Here is a 14,505-nt window from a genome sequence, read left to right as displayed (position 1 = left end):
GCCGGCCGTCATTATAGAAGCGGCCGGGGGCCCAAGCCCGCCGGCGCCACAATGGCGGCCTCGCGGGACCGCCCTAGGGCCGCAACTTGCTGAAGCGAACCGTATTGACCACCACCGCCAGCCCGGCGCAGATGGTCCCCAGCACCAGCGCCAGGCCAGGGCCATGGGCCAGGCTGATGCTGAACGCGATCGCGACCAGCGCCGTGCCGAAGCTCTGGCCGAAGACCCGGGTGGTGGCCTGCAGGCCGCCCGCCGCGCCGCTACGCGAACGGGGCGCGGCCGACAGCATGGCGCGGTTGTTGGGCGTCTGGAAGAAGCCGAAGCCCATCCCCGCCATGAACATGCCCGCGATGATGGGCCAGTTCGACACCGTGGCCGGCAGCGCCGCCAGCCACAGCATGCCGACCACCATCGCCGCCGCGCCCATGCCGCTGAGCGTGGCGGCCGAATAGCGGTCGGACAGCCGCCCCGCGAGCGGGGCGATGATGGCGGTGCCCACGGGCCAGGCGCCCATCAGCATGCCCACTTCCAGATACGGCCGCCCCAGCACCTGCTGGAAATAGAACGGCAGGGACACGTAGGACGCCATCTGCGCGGCGAAGGTGCAGGCCGAGGCGCCTACCGCAAAGGCCAGCGGACGGATGCGCAGCAGATCCACCGGCACCAGCGGCGCTGGCTGCTTGCCCACGCGCCGCACCAGAACCAGGCCGATGACCGTGGCGATCGCCACCAGGCCGATACCGCGCAGCAGGTCCATGCCCATCATGTCCACGCCCGAAATGAAGACGCCCAGGGTCAGCATGCACAGCAGCGCGCTGATCCAGTCCAGCTTCACGTTGTTGCGCGGTACTTCCGGTAGATGCCGCAGGCCCAGCATCGTCAGCGCGCAGATCGGCAGGTTGACGGCGAAGATCCAGGGCCAGGGCGCCACCGACAGGATGGCCGAACCGATGGTCGGTCCCAGCACCGACATGATGGCCACGGTGGTGGCGTTGATGCTGATGCCGCGTCCCAACAGCTTCAACGGGTAGATGTTGCGCACCAGTCCGCCGAACATGCACATGAGCGACGCCGCGCCTATGCCCTGGAACACCCGCGCCGCGGTCAGCTGCCACAGCGTGCCGGCCAGGGCGCAGCCCAGCGAGGCCAGGGTGAACAGCATCAGGCCGAAGGTGAACATGCGGCGAAAGCCGATGCGCTCGGCCAGCGCCGACAAGGGCAGCAGCATCATCACCACCGCCAGGTTGTAGGCGTTCACGATCCAGACCGCCTGGGCCGGCGACGCGTTGAGGTCGACGGCGATCGTGGGCAGCGCCACGTTGGCGATGGTGGTGTCCAGAACCGACAGGCTGATGCCTGTCATCACGGTGGCCGCCGCCCAGTAACGGCGCGGCGTCGGCAGGCCGTCGGGCGGCGCGGGCTTGGCGCCGTTGGCCGGCGCCTCTCCGCTCTGCCCCGTCACGATTTCTTGACCGGGCGCTGCCATCCGTCGACGGTGACCTGCTTGGCGCGCGACACCGTCAGTTTCTCGGCCGGCGCGTCGCGGGTCAGGGTGGTGCCTGCGCCCAGCGTGGCGCCGCGGCCGACGCGCACCGGCGCCACCAGTTGCGTGTCCGAGCCGATGAAGGCGTCGTCCTCGATGACGGTGCGGTGCTTGTTCACGCCGTCATAGTTGCAGGTGATGGTGCCCGCGCCCACGTTCACGCGCGCGCCGATGTCGGCGTCGCCGATGTAGGCCAGGTGGTTGGCCTTGCTGTCCTCGCCCAGCACGCTCTTCTTGATCTCGACGAAGTTGCCGACGTGGCTGCGGTCGCCGAGTTCGGCGCCCGGACGCAGACGGGCGTAGGGGCCGACGCGCGCATCGCGGCCGACCTGCGCCTGCTGCAGATGGCTATAGGCCTCGATGTGCGTGCCCGGGCCAACGCTGACGTCGCGCAGCACGCAGTGCGGGCCCACGCGCACGCCGTCGGCCAGCGACACCTGGCCTTCGAACACGCAGCCCACGTCGATGAACACGTCGCGTCCGCAGGTGAGCGAGCCGCGCACGTCAAAGCGCGCGGGGTCGGCCAGCGTGACGCCGGCTTCCAGCTGGCGGCGAGCCTGCTCGGCCTGCCAGCGGCGCTCCAGTTCGGCCTGCTGCACGCGGCTGTTCACGCCCAGCGTTTCCCAGGACGCACCGGGCTGGGCCGCGCCCACCGGCACGCCGTCGACCACCGCCAGGCCGACCACGTCGGTCAGGTAGTACTCGCCCTGGGCGTTGTTGTTATCGATGCGGGACAGCCAGTCCTTCAGCTTCGCGGTCGGCGCGCTGAGGATGCCGGTGTTCACTTCCTTGATCTCGCGCTCGGCGTCCGAGGCGTCCTTGTGTTCAACGATGCGGCACACGTTGCCGCTGGCGTCGCGCACGATGCGGCCGTAGCCGGTGGAATCCGCCAGCACCTCGGTCAGCACGGCGGCGCCAGCGCCGCGCGCGTCCAACAGGCGCTGCAGGGTCTCGGGCTGCACCAGCGGCACGTCGCCGTACAGCACCAGGGTCACATCGTCCTTGCCATCGCCTTCAAGCAGCAGCGGCACGGCCTGCTGCACGGCGTGGCCGGTGCCTTGCTGCGGCTGCTGCAACACGAAGTGCAGGTCCGCCTGGCCTTCGTAGGCCTGTTTGACGCGGTCCGCACCGTGGCCGACCACAACGATGATGCGCGCCGGCTTCAGTTGGCGCGCGCTGTCCAGCACGTGGCCCAGCATCGGCTTGCCAGCCAGCGTGTGCAGAACTTTGGGGAGATCGGACTGCATGCGTTTACCCAGTCCGGCGGCAAGAATTACTACGTTAAGCATAGGTTCCAGTATGTTGAGTGGCGGTCGAGAGGCCTTGCGGCCGTCTCGCCCGACGATTTAAAGAGAGGACCGACGCTAGTTGGCGTCCGGTCCGGTTTTCTTGGCGGCCTTGCGGGGCGCGGCGGACTTGCGGGCCGCCGGTTTGGACGCCTTGGCTGCGGGCGCGGCCGCGGCCTTGGATTCGCCCGACTTGGGCTTGGCCGCGGCATCGGCGCCGGCAGCGGCAGGCGCGGCCGGCATGGAAGCCGCAGTGGCAGCGGCGATCTGGTTGAACTGCTGCTGCAGCAGGTCCCACCAGGCCTTGGAAGCGGATTGCGCCGCGGCGCCCATTTGTTCGCTCATGCCCGGCGCGGCGGATTGCTGCTGCCCTGCGGGCTCTTCGCCCTTGGCCTTGCCGCTTTCGGCGGCAGGGCTGGAGGCCGTCGTCTTGGCCGCGGACTTGGGGCCGGGCTTCAAGCCCAACACGACTTCCAGCGGCGAAGCCGCGCCGCTGTCCTGGAAGGCGCCCATGTCCAGATTGGCGGCGCTGTCCACGAAGGCGCGCAGCGTGCTGATGGTGGAGCGTTGGACTTCCATGCCCTGGATCGTGCTGGACAGCATGGACAGGTTCATGCGCAGCCAGTTTTCCACGGAGCGGAGTTCCGCGATGCGGCGGTCCAGGTCTTCCAGGTTCATCGGGGGAGCCATGGGCAGGCTGCTGGCCAGGCCTCCAGGTCCGGTCAGGCCCGCCCAGGCCTGGCGCATCATTTCCATGCTGGCCAGGAGCGGGTTGCCCGACAGGTCGGAATGCTGGCCCATGCCGGGCAGAACGAACGGGTTCGTGTGTTGGTCGCTCATTCCTGGTCTCCCCTAAGACAGATGTCGCCGGCAGGCGGGATCATCCGCGCAGCAGCTGATTGTTCTCCACGCGCACATGATCGCCCGACGCAAAAGCGAACGGCTGCGCGCTGCGGAATTGGCGCGTGCTGCCGTCATTCATGCGCACCGTGAGTTCATAGTGCGTCACCGTTTGTTGCTGTCTGATATTACGCTCAACTTCACGGCCTGCCAAAGCGCCGCCCACCGCGCCCAGCACGGTCAGGGCCGTCTTGCCGCTGCCGCCGCCGAACTGGTTGCCCACGACGCCGCCGACCACGCCGCCGCCGATGGTGCCGATGAGGTGGTCGCTATTGTCCTTGACGGGTACCTGCACTTGTCGGACCGATTCCACCACGCCGCAGGTGGCGCAGGCTTGCGGCGCTGGCGATTGGGGCGCGGGGCGTTGGGCGGGAGCCGGCGCCTGGGCCTGAGCCTGGGGACGCGGCGCAGCGGACGCCTGCGCCCCTTGCGCGGGCGCGGGCGGCACGGCGGCCTGCGGCGCGGGCGCCAGGTTGGCGTCTTCGGGACCGGCCTCGGCCACGGGTTCGTCGGCATGCGGGTTGGCCGAAGGCGAGGGCAGCCAGCCCATCACGGCGGCCACGCCCACCGTACACATGACGATGACGGCGATCGCCGCGGCAGCGACCAGGGGATGGATGGCGCGGCGCGCAGATTCAATTTTGGCGGATGTATTCATGACGATGCTCCATCGTTACTAACCGGCAGTGGTATAGCACCCAGGCACGGTTTCGGCGTGTTGCGATGGTGACGCTTCTTTGCAGGACGCGGGCCGGTGGACAGCCATTCCCATTCGTGGACAATAGGCGGATGGATCCCATTACCCTGCCCCAGCTCGAACAGGCCATCAACTACTGGCGCAATATTTCGCCGTCGGTGGGCGACGAATCCCGCCTGTGTCCCGAGGCTGCCGCGCTGGCCACCCCTTACGCGCTCATGATCATGGCGCACCGGCGCGAGATCCCTGCCGCAGAACTGAGCGAGCCGGCCCGCGCCGCGCTTGCCGGCTGGGCCGCCGCCGGCAAGTAAGCCAGCACGGCCGCCTGATCAGCCCTTGAGCAGGGCCTTGATATCCTGCGTCAGGGCTTCCACCCCGATGTTGTTGTTGGCCAGCACGCGCGATTCGCCCTTGCCGTCCAGCAGGTAGAACGCGGCCGTGTGGTCCATGGTGTAGCTGCCGTCCTTGGTCGGCGCCTTGGCGTAATAGGCCTTGAAGGATGCGGCGGCCTTCTTTACCTGGTCCGGCGTGCCGGTCAGCCCCAGGAAGCGCGGATCGAAGGCGGTGACGTACTGCTTGAGGACCTCGGGCGTATCGCGCTCGGGATCCACCGAAATCAGCAGCACCTGGACGCGGTCGGCGTCCGGCCCCAGCTTCTTCATGACTTCGGTCAGCTCGGCCAGCGAGGTCGGGCACACGTCCGGACACTGCGTGAAGCCAAAGAACACGACCACCACCTTGCCGGCGAAATCGGACAGCTGGCGCGTCTTGCCGTTGTAATCGACCAGCTCCATGCCGCGACCCAATTGGGTGCCGCTGATGTCGCTGCCCTTGAATACGGGCGCGCTGTCGCCGCAGGCGGCCAGGGCGGCGGTGAAAGCAGCGGCTGCGCCCAGGCGCAGGACCAGCCGGCGGCTGGTGGAAAACACGGACATCGACAACCTCCAGGGGATCAGCGCAGCAGGCCGACCCAGTGGTCCACCAGCAGGGCGCCGAACAGCAGCGCCAGGTAGAGAATGGAAAAACGGAACATGCTGCGCGCCAGCTCGTCGCTGTAGGCGCGATAGAGCCGCCATGCATAGGAAACGAACATGCCGCCCAGCACCAGCGCGGACACCAGGTAGAGTTCGCCGCTCATGCGGATGGCATAGGGCAACAGCGTGGTGGCGACCAGCGCCACGCTGTACAAGAGGATGTGCAGGCGCGTGAACTGGTTGCCGTGTGTGACCGGCAGCATCGGCAGCCCGGCCTTGGCGTAATCGTGGTTGCGGTAAAGCGCCAGCGCCCAGAAGTGCGGCGGCGTCCAGATGAAGATGATCAGCACCAGGATCCAGGCCTCGGCCGGCACCGAATCCGCCACGGTCGCCCAACCGAGCGCGGGCGGCATGGCGCCCGACAGGCCGCCAATGACGATGTTCTGCGGCGTACGCGGCTTCAGGATGACGGTATAGATGACGGCGTAACCCACGAAGGTGGCGAAGGTCAGCCACATGGTCAGCGGGTTGACCAGGTGATACAGCACGAACATGCCGGCGCCGCCCAGCAGGCCGGACATGCTCAGCACCTGGAAAGCCGAAATCGTGCCGCGCGCCGTGCCGCGGCGCGCGGTACGCAGCATGCGGGCGTCGATTTCCTGTTCGATCAGGCAATTGATGGCGAAAGCGGCTGCGGCCAGCAGCCAGATGCCCAGGGTGCCGAACAGCACGCGGCGCATGTCCGGAATGCCGGGCGCCGCCAGGAACATGCCGATCACGGCGCAAAACACCGCCAACTGCGTCACACGCGGCTTGGTAAGGACGAAATACTGGCGGAACAATCCGGGCTGGGGAGCGGCAATACTGGTCATAGTGGGCCCTATTTTAAACGCGCACCGAATTGGGGCCGTAGCCCCCGGCGGGCGCACGTCCAGCTGTGGACAAACGCACCATCAACACCACCGCGGCCAGGGTCAGGCCGGCGGCGCCTCCATTGTGCAGCACCGCGATCAACAGCGGCCACTGGAAAAAGATCGTGGTCAAGCCGGTCAGCAGCTGCGCGCCCAGCAGCGCCAGCATCAGCGCGGCCGGTCCGCGCAGGCCGGGCTCGGCGCGCAGGCGCCAGGCCAGTATGCCCAGGTACAGGAACACCACGAAGGCAAAATTGCGGTGGACCCAGTGGATCGCGGTCAGCGCCGGCTGGGAAATCATCTCGCCCGATGGCAATTCGCCCAAGGCCCGGATGATCGAATAGCCGCCATGGAAATCCATTTCCGGCACCCAGGCTCCGTGGCACATGGGGAAATCCATGCAGGCCAGCGCGGCGTAATTGGTGCTGACCCAACCGCCCAGGGTCACCTGCACCAGCAGCAGCGCAAACCCCCCGGCCACCCAGGGTTTCCAGCGTGCGGCCGCAGCCGCCACGGCCAGGTGCGGACGCTCGCGCGCCGACAGCCAGGTCATCAGCGCCAGCACCGACAGGCCGAACACCAGGTGCGCGGTCACGACGACGGGCATCAGCTTGTGGGTCACGGTCCAGGCGCCGAACGCGCCCTGCACGCAAACCGCAATCAGCGTCACGACGGCCAACTTGGGCGAACGGCCCAGCTGGCCGCGGTAACGCCACGCCATGTAGACGATGCCGATGATCAGCATGCCCAGGATGGTGCCGACATAGCGGTGGATCATTTCGATCCAGGCCTTGGACAAGGTGACCGGGCCGAAAGGCATGGCCTGCGATGCCTCGTGGATGTCGCCCATCGCGCCCAGCGGCGTCACGCTGCCGTAGCAGCCGGGCCAATCGGGGCAACCCAGGCCGGAATCCGTCAACCGCACGAAAGCGCCGAACATGATGAGGTCCAGCGTCAGGAACCAGGTAAAGAAAACAAGCTTGCGATAACGCGCTTTGATGCGTTCGATTTCCATAAACATCCAATCTGCAACGCCGCGCGCGATGCGCGCGACGCATTGAAACCATGCCAGCCCGAGGCTCAGCCTATTCTCGAGCTGTAGACCAGCTTGCTGATGTCCTTGCGCACCTTCACGCCATCGGCCTCGGCAGGGTACTGCATCATCAGGTTACCCAGCGGGTCGATCACCCAGATCGGCGCCTCCAGCCCGGGCTGGCCCGCCGCAGTATCGCGCGCCAGCAGGAACCGCGCCAATTGGTCTGGATTGGCGCGCACCATGACCGTGCCCTTGTAGGCTTCCAGCACCTTGTCCGGCACGGGCGCATCGTCGGTGATGAACCAGACGCGCGCCAGCCGGTCGACGTTCTTGCCCTGGCTGGCATGGCTGTTGCGCGCGATGAAGAGCTTGCGGGCGCAGCTTTCCGGGCAGGCGCCGCCATCGGCGGCCACCAGCAACCATTTGCCCTTCAGGCTCTGCAGGTCGAAGGGCTGGCCGTCCAGCGTGGTCAGGCGCAACTCCGCGGCCGCGGGCATGGGCCGCTGCGGATTCAGGAGCGCGCCGTAATTGCTGGACTCATCGGGCCACCATTGCGGATTCATGTAGACCACGACCGCCGCGACGATGGGTGCGAGCGAGCACAGGAACACCAGCAGCATCGGCATCAGGGAGCGCTTGCGTGCGGGCTTGGTAGAGGAAAGGTCGCGAGCCACTTTGTATCCTGTCGTCTTGCGGGTTAAGAGTCGGCGTCCCGGTCAGGCGCCCGGCGCGTTCTGCGCGCGCCGCATGCGCCGGATGGCGCCCCCCAGCACCACCAGCCATGCGACGGCGGCAATCGAGGCAAAAGCAAACCACTGTACGGCATAGGACGTGTTCTGCTGAAAGTCCACGGACGGCTGCGGCCAGTCGCGCACCAGGCCATCGTCCGCGTTGCCCGCGGCCTGCGACAGCACCGTGGGCAGCAGGGCCAGGCCGGTGGATTTGGCGTATGCGTCCAGCGGCAGGTTCTGCACCTGCGGCAAGACGCCGCCCGCCACGGGCAGCGAGGCCGGCAAGGCGGACTGCTCCGACCCTCCCAGCGACCAGATCTCGAACAGACGCGGCACGCGAGGCGACAGCTCGCCCATCACCGTCTGCGGCCCTTCGGGCGTGACGGGCAGCGGCGGCTGCGAGGGGCCCTGGCCCTGAACCCCCATGACGCGCGGAATCCAGCCGCGCAGCACCAGCACGGCGCGGCGCGCATCGGCGTCCAGCAGCAGCGGCGTGGCCAGCCAATAGCCGGGCTTGCCGTCATGGTTGCGGTTGTCCAGCAGTACACTGAATTGCGGCAGCCAGACCCCGGTAGCCTGGGCCGAACGCCAGGCAGTCATATCGGCGGGGTCGGTAGCCGGACTCAAGGGCAGCGGCGCTTGCTTGCGGCCCGCTTCGATAGCGGCCAGAATGGCGCGTCGCTCATCGCCGCGGCGCAATTGCCATTGCCCCAGCGATGCCAGGATGACCACGGCGGCACCCAGCAACAGCAAGGCGGCTACCGTGTATCGGGTTGAATGCGGTCGGGCCATATTTCTACAATAACTACTCTGATTCGTCCGGAGACCACCATGCGCGTTTTCGTCGTCCTGGCCTTTATCGGGATTCTGGCCAGCCTGGCATCGGCCCTGGTCTACCTGATGCGGGACAAGGGAACCACCAGCCGAACGGTCAACGCGCTGACGGTGCGCATCGGATTATCGGTGGCCCTGTTCCTGTTCGTGCTGTTCGCCCATCACATGGGCTGGATCGAAAGCACAGGCCTTAGATAGGCATACGGGCCGCGGGTTCCCGCAAGTGCACGATCGCAGATGAGTAAAACGCGCCAGCTCTCGCACAAGAACTGGCGCGCTTCATTGGTTCCGCGCAACGATCAGAACCAGTACACGAACAGGTACAGGCCCAGCCACACCACGTCCACGAAGTGCCAGTACCAGGCGGCGCCTTCGAAGCCGAAGTGATGGTCGGCCGTGAAATGCCCGCGGATCAGGCGGATCAGAATGACCGTCAGCATGGTGGCGCCCAGCAGCACGTGGAAGCCGTGGAAGCCCGTCAGCATGTAGAACAGCGACCCGTAGGCGCCCGAATTGAACTTCAGGTTCAGTTCGGTATAGGCGTGGTGGTATTCGTAAGCCTGACAGGCCACGAAGACGAAGCCCAGGACCACGGTGGCCAGCAGCCAGAAGATGGTCTTGCCGCGATGGTTTTCGCGCAGCGCATGGTGGGCAATGGTCAGCGTGACGCCGGAGCTCAGCAGCAGCGCCGTGTTGATGGTGGGCAGCCAGAACGGACCGACGGTCTGGAAGTGCTCGACCACGCCCGCAGGACCGAAGTTCGGCCACACGGCCTGGAAGTCGGGCCACAGCATCAGGCGGTGGTCCATGTCGCCCAGCCACGGCGTGGTGATGGTGCGCGTGTACCAGAGGGCGCCGAAGAACGCCGCGAAGAACATGACTTCCGAGAAGATGAACCAGCTCATGCCCCAACGGTAGGAACCGTCGATGCGCTTGCTGTTCAGGCCGATCTCGGATTCGTGGATGGCGTCGCCAAACCAGTAGTACAACACCACGATCAAACCGATGAAGCCCGCCAGCAGGGTCCACTTGGCCCAGCTGACGCCGTTGATCCAGGCCGCGGCGCTCAGGCCCATGAACAGCAGCGCCACAGCCGTACGCACGGGATGACCCGAGTCGGCGGGCACGAAGTAATACGGTGCCTCTTTACCTTGAACCGAGTGGCTTGCACTCATGGCTTTCTCCCTGGTACAGATTTATAGAATTAAGTGATTCAAGTCAGGCTGGAAACGGCCCAACGCACAATTAATACCAGCACAGTAACGAAGATAGCCGCTGCCAGCAGCCCCGCCACGATCACATGGACCGGGTTGAGCTTGGCGACGTCTTCCCGATGGCCCGCCCCCTTGCGCACGCCGAAGAACCCCCACGCCACCGCCTTCATCGTCTGAAGGAAACTCAGCTTGCGCTGGGAGGTTTCGCGCAGGTCGTCGCTCATGGCCCGCGCCTAACTGACAGCGACGCCCGACAGCAGGGCCGAGCCGCGCAGCACGGTCCAGGCAAACACGGCAATGACGAATGCCAGCAGGACCAGACCTGCGATCTTGTTGCGGCGGCGCTGCTCGGGTGTCATTGCTGTGCTACCTGAAACATGAAAGGCTGCCTTACTTCACTTCGGGCGGAGTTTCGAACGTATGGAACGGCGCCGGCGACGGCACGGTCCATTCCAGGCCTTCGGCGCCTTCCCACGGCTTGGCCGCGGCGGGTTCGCCCTTGCCCATGTAGCAACGCACCATCGCCCACAGGAAGATCAGCTGCGACAGGCCGAACCAGAATGCGCCGATGGTGGCCATCTGGTGGAACGTCGTGAACTGACCCGCGTAGTCGGCGTAGCGGCGCGGCATGCCTGCCAGGCCCAGGAAGTGCATCGGGAAGAAAGTGACGTTGAACGAGATCAGCGTCGACCAGAAGTGCAGCTTGCCCAGCTTTTCGCTGTACATGCGGCCCGTCCACTTGGGCACCCAGTAGTAGGCGCCGGCGAAGAGAGCAAACAACGAGCCCGCCACCAGCACGTAGTGGAAGTGCGCGACCACGTAGTAGGTGTCGTGGACCTGGATGTCGATCGGGGCGACCGACAGGATCAGGCCGGTGAAACCGCCCATGGTGAACACGAAGATGAAGCCGATCGAGAACAGCATGGGGGTCTCGAACGTCATGGAGCCGCGCCACATGGTGGCGACCCAGTTGAACACCTTCACCCCGGTCGGGATGGAGATGAGCATGGTGGCGTACATGAAGTAGAGCTGACCCGTGACCGGCATGCCGGTGGTGAACATGTGGTGCGCCCACACGATGAAGGACAGCACGGCGATGGAAGCCGTCGCGTAAACCATCGAGGCGTAGCCGAACAGCTTCTTGCGGGCGAACGCGGGCACGATGGCCGACACGATACCGAACGCCGGCAAGATCATGATGTAGACCTCGGGGTGCCCGAAGAACCAGAACACGTGCTGGTACAGCACCGGGTCGCCGCCGGCGGCCGCGTTGAAGAAGCCCGTGCCGAAATGACGGTCGGTCAGCACCATGGTGATGGCAGCGGCCAGCACCGGCATCACGGCCAGCAGCAGGAAGGCGGTGATCAGCCAGGTCCAGCAGAACAGCGGCATCTTCATCAGCGTCAGGCCGGGCGCGCGCATGTTCAGGATGGTGACGATGATGTTGATCGCGCCCATGATGGACGAGGCGCCCATGATGTGCAGCGCGAAGATCGCCAGGTCCATGCCGGGGCCCATCTGCAGCGACAGCGGCGCGTACAGCGTCCAGCCGGCCGCGGTGGCGCCGCCGGGCACGAAGAACGACGCGGTCAGCATGATCGCGGCCACCGGCAGCAGCCAGAAGCTGAAGTTGTTCATGCGGGCGAACGCCATGTCGGAGGCGCCGATCTGCATCGGGATCATCCAGTTGGCGAAGCCCACGAAGGCCGGCATGACCGCGCCGAACACCATGACGAGGCCGTGCATGGTGGTGAACTGGTTGAAGAGTTCGGGGCGGAAGAACTGCAGGCCCGGCTCGAAGAGCTCGGTGCGCAGCAGCAGTGCCAGCGTGCCGCCTTCCAGCAGCATGACAAACGAGAAGATGAGATACATCGTCCCGATGTCTTTGTGGTTCGTGGCGAAAAGCCAGCGGCGCCAGCCGGTGGGGATGGCGTGGTGGTGGTCATCGTGACCGTGGCCGTGGCCCGGCGACACGTGGTCTACAGTGACGCTGCTCATGATGGACTCCTTCCTGCTGAGTGCCGGGCCCGATCGACGGGGCCGGCAGGGTATCTCTAACTAAACGGAACCGGTTCTGCGAGGGTGTGGCGAGGCGCGCGCAATCAGCGCGCAGCCTGCACGTCCTTCGGTAGAACCGTCGGGTCCTGCCCCTTGCCTGCATTGCTCCAGGCATGGCGCGTATAGCTGATGACCGCTGCGATTTCGACATCGTTGAGCTGCCCGCCGAATGCCGCCATCGCGGTGCCGGGCTTGCCCTTCAGCACGGTGTTGATCTGTTCGGCCTTCGGGCCCAGAACAACCTTGTCTCCGTCGAGCGGGGGGAAACTGCCCGGGATGCCCTTGCCGTTGGCCTGGTGACAGGCAACGCAATTCGCCGCGAAAACCTTTTCGCCGCGGGCAACCAGTTCGGCTTCCGTCCACTCTTTATTGGGATCGTCGGCGTTTGCCGCCATCTTCTTCTTTTGGTCTTCAACCCACTTGTCGTAGTCGGCCTGCGCCATGACTTCCACGACGATGGGCATGAACGCGTGATCCTTGCCGCACAGTTCCGCGCACTGGCCGCGGTAGATACCGGGCTTGTCGGCGTTGAACCAGGTGTCGCGCAGGAAGCCGGGGATGGCGTCCTGCTTCACGCCGAAGTCCGGAATCATCCACGAGTGGATGACGTCGGCTGCGGTCAGCACGATGCGGACCTTCTTGTTCGCCGGGACGACCAGATGATTGTCCACTTCCATCAGGTAGAACTCGCCCTTGGGTTCGCGGTTCTCGATCTGAGCGCGCGGGGTCGAGAGCGTGGAGAGGAACTTGATGCCGGTGGCCGAGCCGTCGAGGTACTCGTAGCCCCACTTCCATTGGTAGCCGGTGACCTTCACGGTGAGGTCGGCGCTGGAAGTGTCTTTCATCGCAACCACCGTCTTGGTGGCCGGCAGCGCCATGGCGATGACGATGATGAACGGGATGACGGTCCAGGCGACTTCCACGCCCAGATGTTCATGGAAGGTCGCGGCCTTGTGGCCACGCGATTTGCGGTGCGCCCAGATGGAGTAGAACATCACTCCGAAGACGCCGATGAAGATCACGATACAGATCGTGAGCAGCATCCAATGCAACCACATGATGTCGCGCGAAATTGCCGTGACACCTTCATGCAGGTTGAGCTGATTGACCTTCGGGCCGCCGGGCATGTCTTGCACCTGAGCACCTGCCACGCTGCCAATCAGCATCGCACAAGCCCCCAGTATCCCTCTCCACTTCTTCATGCTTACCTCGAAACACGGCGCGAAGGTCCGTTCGCTAGTGGCGGAAGTCGCCGGAACCGGGCAACGCGCAATTATTAGATGGTAGGGCGTGACGGGGAGATAGAGCGGCCCCTGTCGTTCCCACTCGAAATCACAAAGAAACTGGCGGATTATAGCGGACGCGCAAACAGATGTAAGTTAGTGCCCTTGAATTCATCCGGCCCGCCCCCATCTGGCCGCGCCCCTTGACCACGCGCCGTAAACAGGGTGGCATAAAATCGTCGGCAACATCATCACCACGGTTCCACGATGCCCAAGCAGTTGTCCGACTTGTACGCCGACCTGCGCGCCCGCGCGCAAGAGCCCGCCCCGGAAGGCGCGCGCGCTTTATATATAGCGGGGCGTCGCTGCGGCTGGGCCACGCATGCGGCGTGCGATGCATTGCGCGATGCGCCCGGCATCGCAACGGACGGCGCGAGCCTGCGCATCGGCGCGGACCTGCAGCCCGGCGCAAACTTGAACGGCGTGCTTGAACAGGCCGCGCAACTGTTGCGCCAAGCCAACTGCCTACGCGGCTGGCGCGACGAATTGCTGGATGTTCTGGACGGCGACGAGCCGCTGGGCGTGATCGAACGCGCGGCGGTGCGGCCGCTGGGCCTGCTCACCAAGGCCGTGCATCTGAATGCGTGGACGCCGGACGGCCGCCTGTGGGTGGCGCGCCGCGCGCTCAGCAAATCCACCGATCCCGGTATGTGGGACACCTTGGTCGGCGGCCTGGCCGGCAGTCGCGAGGATCTGGAACTGGCGCTGGTGCGCGAATGCGGCGAAGAGGCGGGGCTGGACGCGCCGGACCTGACGCAGCGTTCGCCCCTGCGCACCATTCTGCGTATCCATCGCCGCCTGCCCGAGGGCTATCAGGTCGAGGATGTCCTGACCAGCACCTGCGTGCTTGCGGCTGACGTGCGCCCCGCCAACCGGGACGGCGAGGTGATGGAGATCGCCACCATCGACGCGGCCACGGCCGTGCGCCAGGTGGCGGAAGGCGAATTCACGCTTGAGGCAGCGCTGGTGATCGTCGAAGACATCATGCAGCGCCGCGCGGCCGGCGAGATCCCGTCCTGAGCCTCGAGGGCAGCCCCG

The 14,505-nt window shown here is 65.8% G+C and carries 17 protein-coding genes; 3 read left to right on the top strand and 14 right to left on the bottom strand.

Features of this window, described 5'->3' with window-relative positions; translation table 11 throughout:
- Nucleotides 1–73: 73 nt before the first annotated feature.
- From IB257_RS08650 to IB257_RS08635, 4 genes are all read right to left on the bottom strand, one after another.
- A complete protein-coding gene (locus IB257_RS08650) occupies nt 74–1,486 on the bottom strand; it encodes an MFS transporter (protein ID WP_192492182.1) in 1,413 nt (470 codons plus the stop codon).
- Nucleotides 1,459–2,832 carry a bifunctional UDP-N-acetylglucosamine diphosphorylase/glucosamine-1-phosphate N-acetyltransferase GlmU gene (glmU, locus tag IB257_RS08645; RefSeq protein WP_119449871.1) on the bottom strand — a complete coding sequence of 458 codons (1,374 nt, stop codon included), beginning with the start codon at nt 2,830–2,832 and terminating at the stop codon, nt 1,459–1,461. The genes IB257_RS08650 and glmU overlap by 28 nt, the downstream gene beginning before the upstream one ends.
- A gap of 75 nt (nt 2,833–2,907) precedes the next feature.
- A complete protein-coding gene (locus IB257_RS08640; RefSeq protein WP_054455435.1) occupies nt 2,908–3,669 on the bottom strand; it encodes a PhaM family polyhydroxyalkanoate granule multifunctional regulatory protein in 762 nt (253 codons plus the stop codon).
- Nucleotides 3,670–3,709: 40 nt separating this feature from the next.
- Nucleotides 3,710–4,387, bottom strand: a complete 678-nt coding sequence (locus IB257_RS08635; RefSeq protein WP_119449870.1) for a glycine zipper 2TM domain-containing protein — start codon at nt 4,385–4,387, stop codon at nt 3,710–3,712.
- 131 nt (nt 4,388–4,518) lie between these two features.
- Here IB257_RS08635 and IB257_RS08630 point away from each other — a divergent pair, with 131 nt between their 5' ends.
- A complete protein-coding gene (locus IB257_RS08630) occupies nt 4,519–4,737 on the top strand; it encodes a DUF3717 domain-containing protein (protein ID WP_054455439.1) in 219 nt (72 codons plus the stop codon).
- 18 nt (nt 4,738–4,755) lie between these two features.
- On the opposite strand, the gene IB257_RS08625 is transcribed toward IB257_RS08630, so the two are convergent.
- The 5 genes from IB257_RS08625 to IB257_RS08605 form a co-directional block, all read right to left on the bottom strand.
- Nucleotides 4,756–5,361, bottom strand: coding sequence for an SCO family protein (locus tag IB257_RS08625; protein WP_119449869.1), 606 nt, complete (start codon nt 5,359–5,361; stop codon nt 4,756–4,758).
- 17 nt (nt 5,362–5,378) lie between these two features.
- Complete coding sequence (gene cyoE, locus IB257_RS08620; protein WP_054455442.1) at nt 5,379–6,272, bottom strand: heme o synthase; 894 nt, start codon at nt 6,270–6,272, stop codon at nt 5,379–5,381.
- A 13-nt stretch (nt 6,273–6,285) separates the two neighbouring features.
- Nucleotides 6,286–7,320 (bottom strand): COX15/CtaA family protein, encoded by a 1,035-nt coding sequence (locus IB257_RS08615; RefSeq protein ID WP_192492527.1) that lies wholly within the window; start codon nt 7,318–7,320, stop codon nt 6,286–6,288.
- Nucleotides 7,321–7,391: 71 nt separating this feature from the next.
- Nucleotides 7,392–7,973: a hypothetical protein gene (locus IB257_RS08610; protein ID WP_054455444.1), complete on the bottom strand. Its 582-nt coding sequence runs from the start codon at nt 7,971–7,973 to the stop codon at nt 7,392–7,394.
- 90 nt (nt 7,974–8,063) lie between these two features.
- On the bottom strand, nt 8,064–8,870 hold the full coding sequence (locus tag IB257_RS08605) for an SURF1 family protein (RefSeq protein WP_175212842.1): 807 nt from the start codon (nt 8,868–8,870) through the stop codon (nt 8,064–8,066).
- 39 nt (nt 8,871–8,909) lie between these two features.
- On the opposite strand from IB257_RS08605, the gene IB257_RS08600 reads away from it, so the two are divergent.
- On the top strand, nt 8,910–9,110 hold the full coding sequence (locus tag IB257_RS08600) for a twin transmembrane helix small protein (RefSeq protein WP_006224570.1): 201 nt from the start codon (nt 8,910–8,912) through the stop codon (nt 9,108–9,110).
- 101 nt (nt 9,111–9,211) lie between these two features.
- Here IB257_RS08600 and IB257_RS08595 read toward each other — a convergent pair whose 3' ends face one another.
- From IB257_RS08595 to coxB, 5 genes are all read right to left on the bottom strand, one after another.
- Nucleotides 9,212–10,087 carry a cytochrome c oxidase subunit 3 gene (locus IB257_RS08595; RefSeq protein ID WP_042795688.1) on the bottom strand — a complete coding sequence of 292 codons (876 nt, stop codon included), beginning with the start codon at nt 10,085–10,087 and terminating at the stop codon, nt 9,212–9,214.
- Between the two features lie 38 nt (nt 10,088–10,125).
- Nucleotides 10,126–10,350, bottom strand: coding sequence for a DUF2970 domain-containing protein (locus tag IB257_RS08590; protein ID WP_013390978.1), 225 nt, complete (start codon nt 10,348–10,350; stop codon nt 10,126–10,128).
- Between the two features lie 9 nt (nt 10,351–10,359).
- Nucleotides 10,360–10,485, bottom strand: coding sequence for a cytochrome oxidase small assembly protein (locus IB257_RS31515; protein WP_013390977.1), 126 nt, complete (start codon nt 10,483–10,485; stop codon nt 10,360–10,362).
- Nucleotides 10,486–10,516: 31 nt separating this feature from the next.
- Complete coding sequence (gene ctaD / locus IB257_RS08585) at nt 10,517–12,124, bottom strand: cytochrome c oxidase subunit I (protein WP_054455447.1); 1,608 nt, start codon at nt 12,122–12,124, stop codon at nt 10,517–10,519.
- Nucleotides 12,125–12,228: 104 nt separating this feature from the next.
- Complete coding sequence (gene coxB / locus IB257_RS08580) at nt 12,229–13,386, bottom strand: cytochrome c oxidase subunit II (RefSeq protein ID WP_054455449.1); 1,158 nt, start codon at nt 13,384–13,386, stop codon at nt 12,229–12,231.
- 288 nt (nt 13,387–13,674) lie between these two features.
- Here coxB and IB257_RS08575 point away from each other — a divergent pair, with 288 nt between their 5' ends.
- Nucleotides 13,675–14,487: an NUDIX hydrolase family protein gene (locus tag IB257_RS08575; RefSeq protein ID WP_192492181.1), complete on the top strand. Its 813-nt coding sequence runs from the start codon at nt 13,675–13,677 to the stop codon at nt 14,485–14,487.
- The last annotated feature ends 18 nt before the right edge of the window (nt 14,488–14,505 follow it).

Origin of the sequence: Achromobacter sp. ACM03 (assembly GCF_014851665.1) — a bacterium.
Taxonomy (GTDB): domain Bacteria; phylum Pseudomonadota; class Gammaproteobacteria; order Burkholderiales; family Burkholderiaceae_B; genus Achromobacter; species Achromobacter aegrifaciens.
The sequence above is the reverse complement of the archived record's forward strand: the minus strand, read 5'-3'. Positions and strand labels throughout refer to the sequence as shown.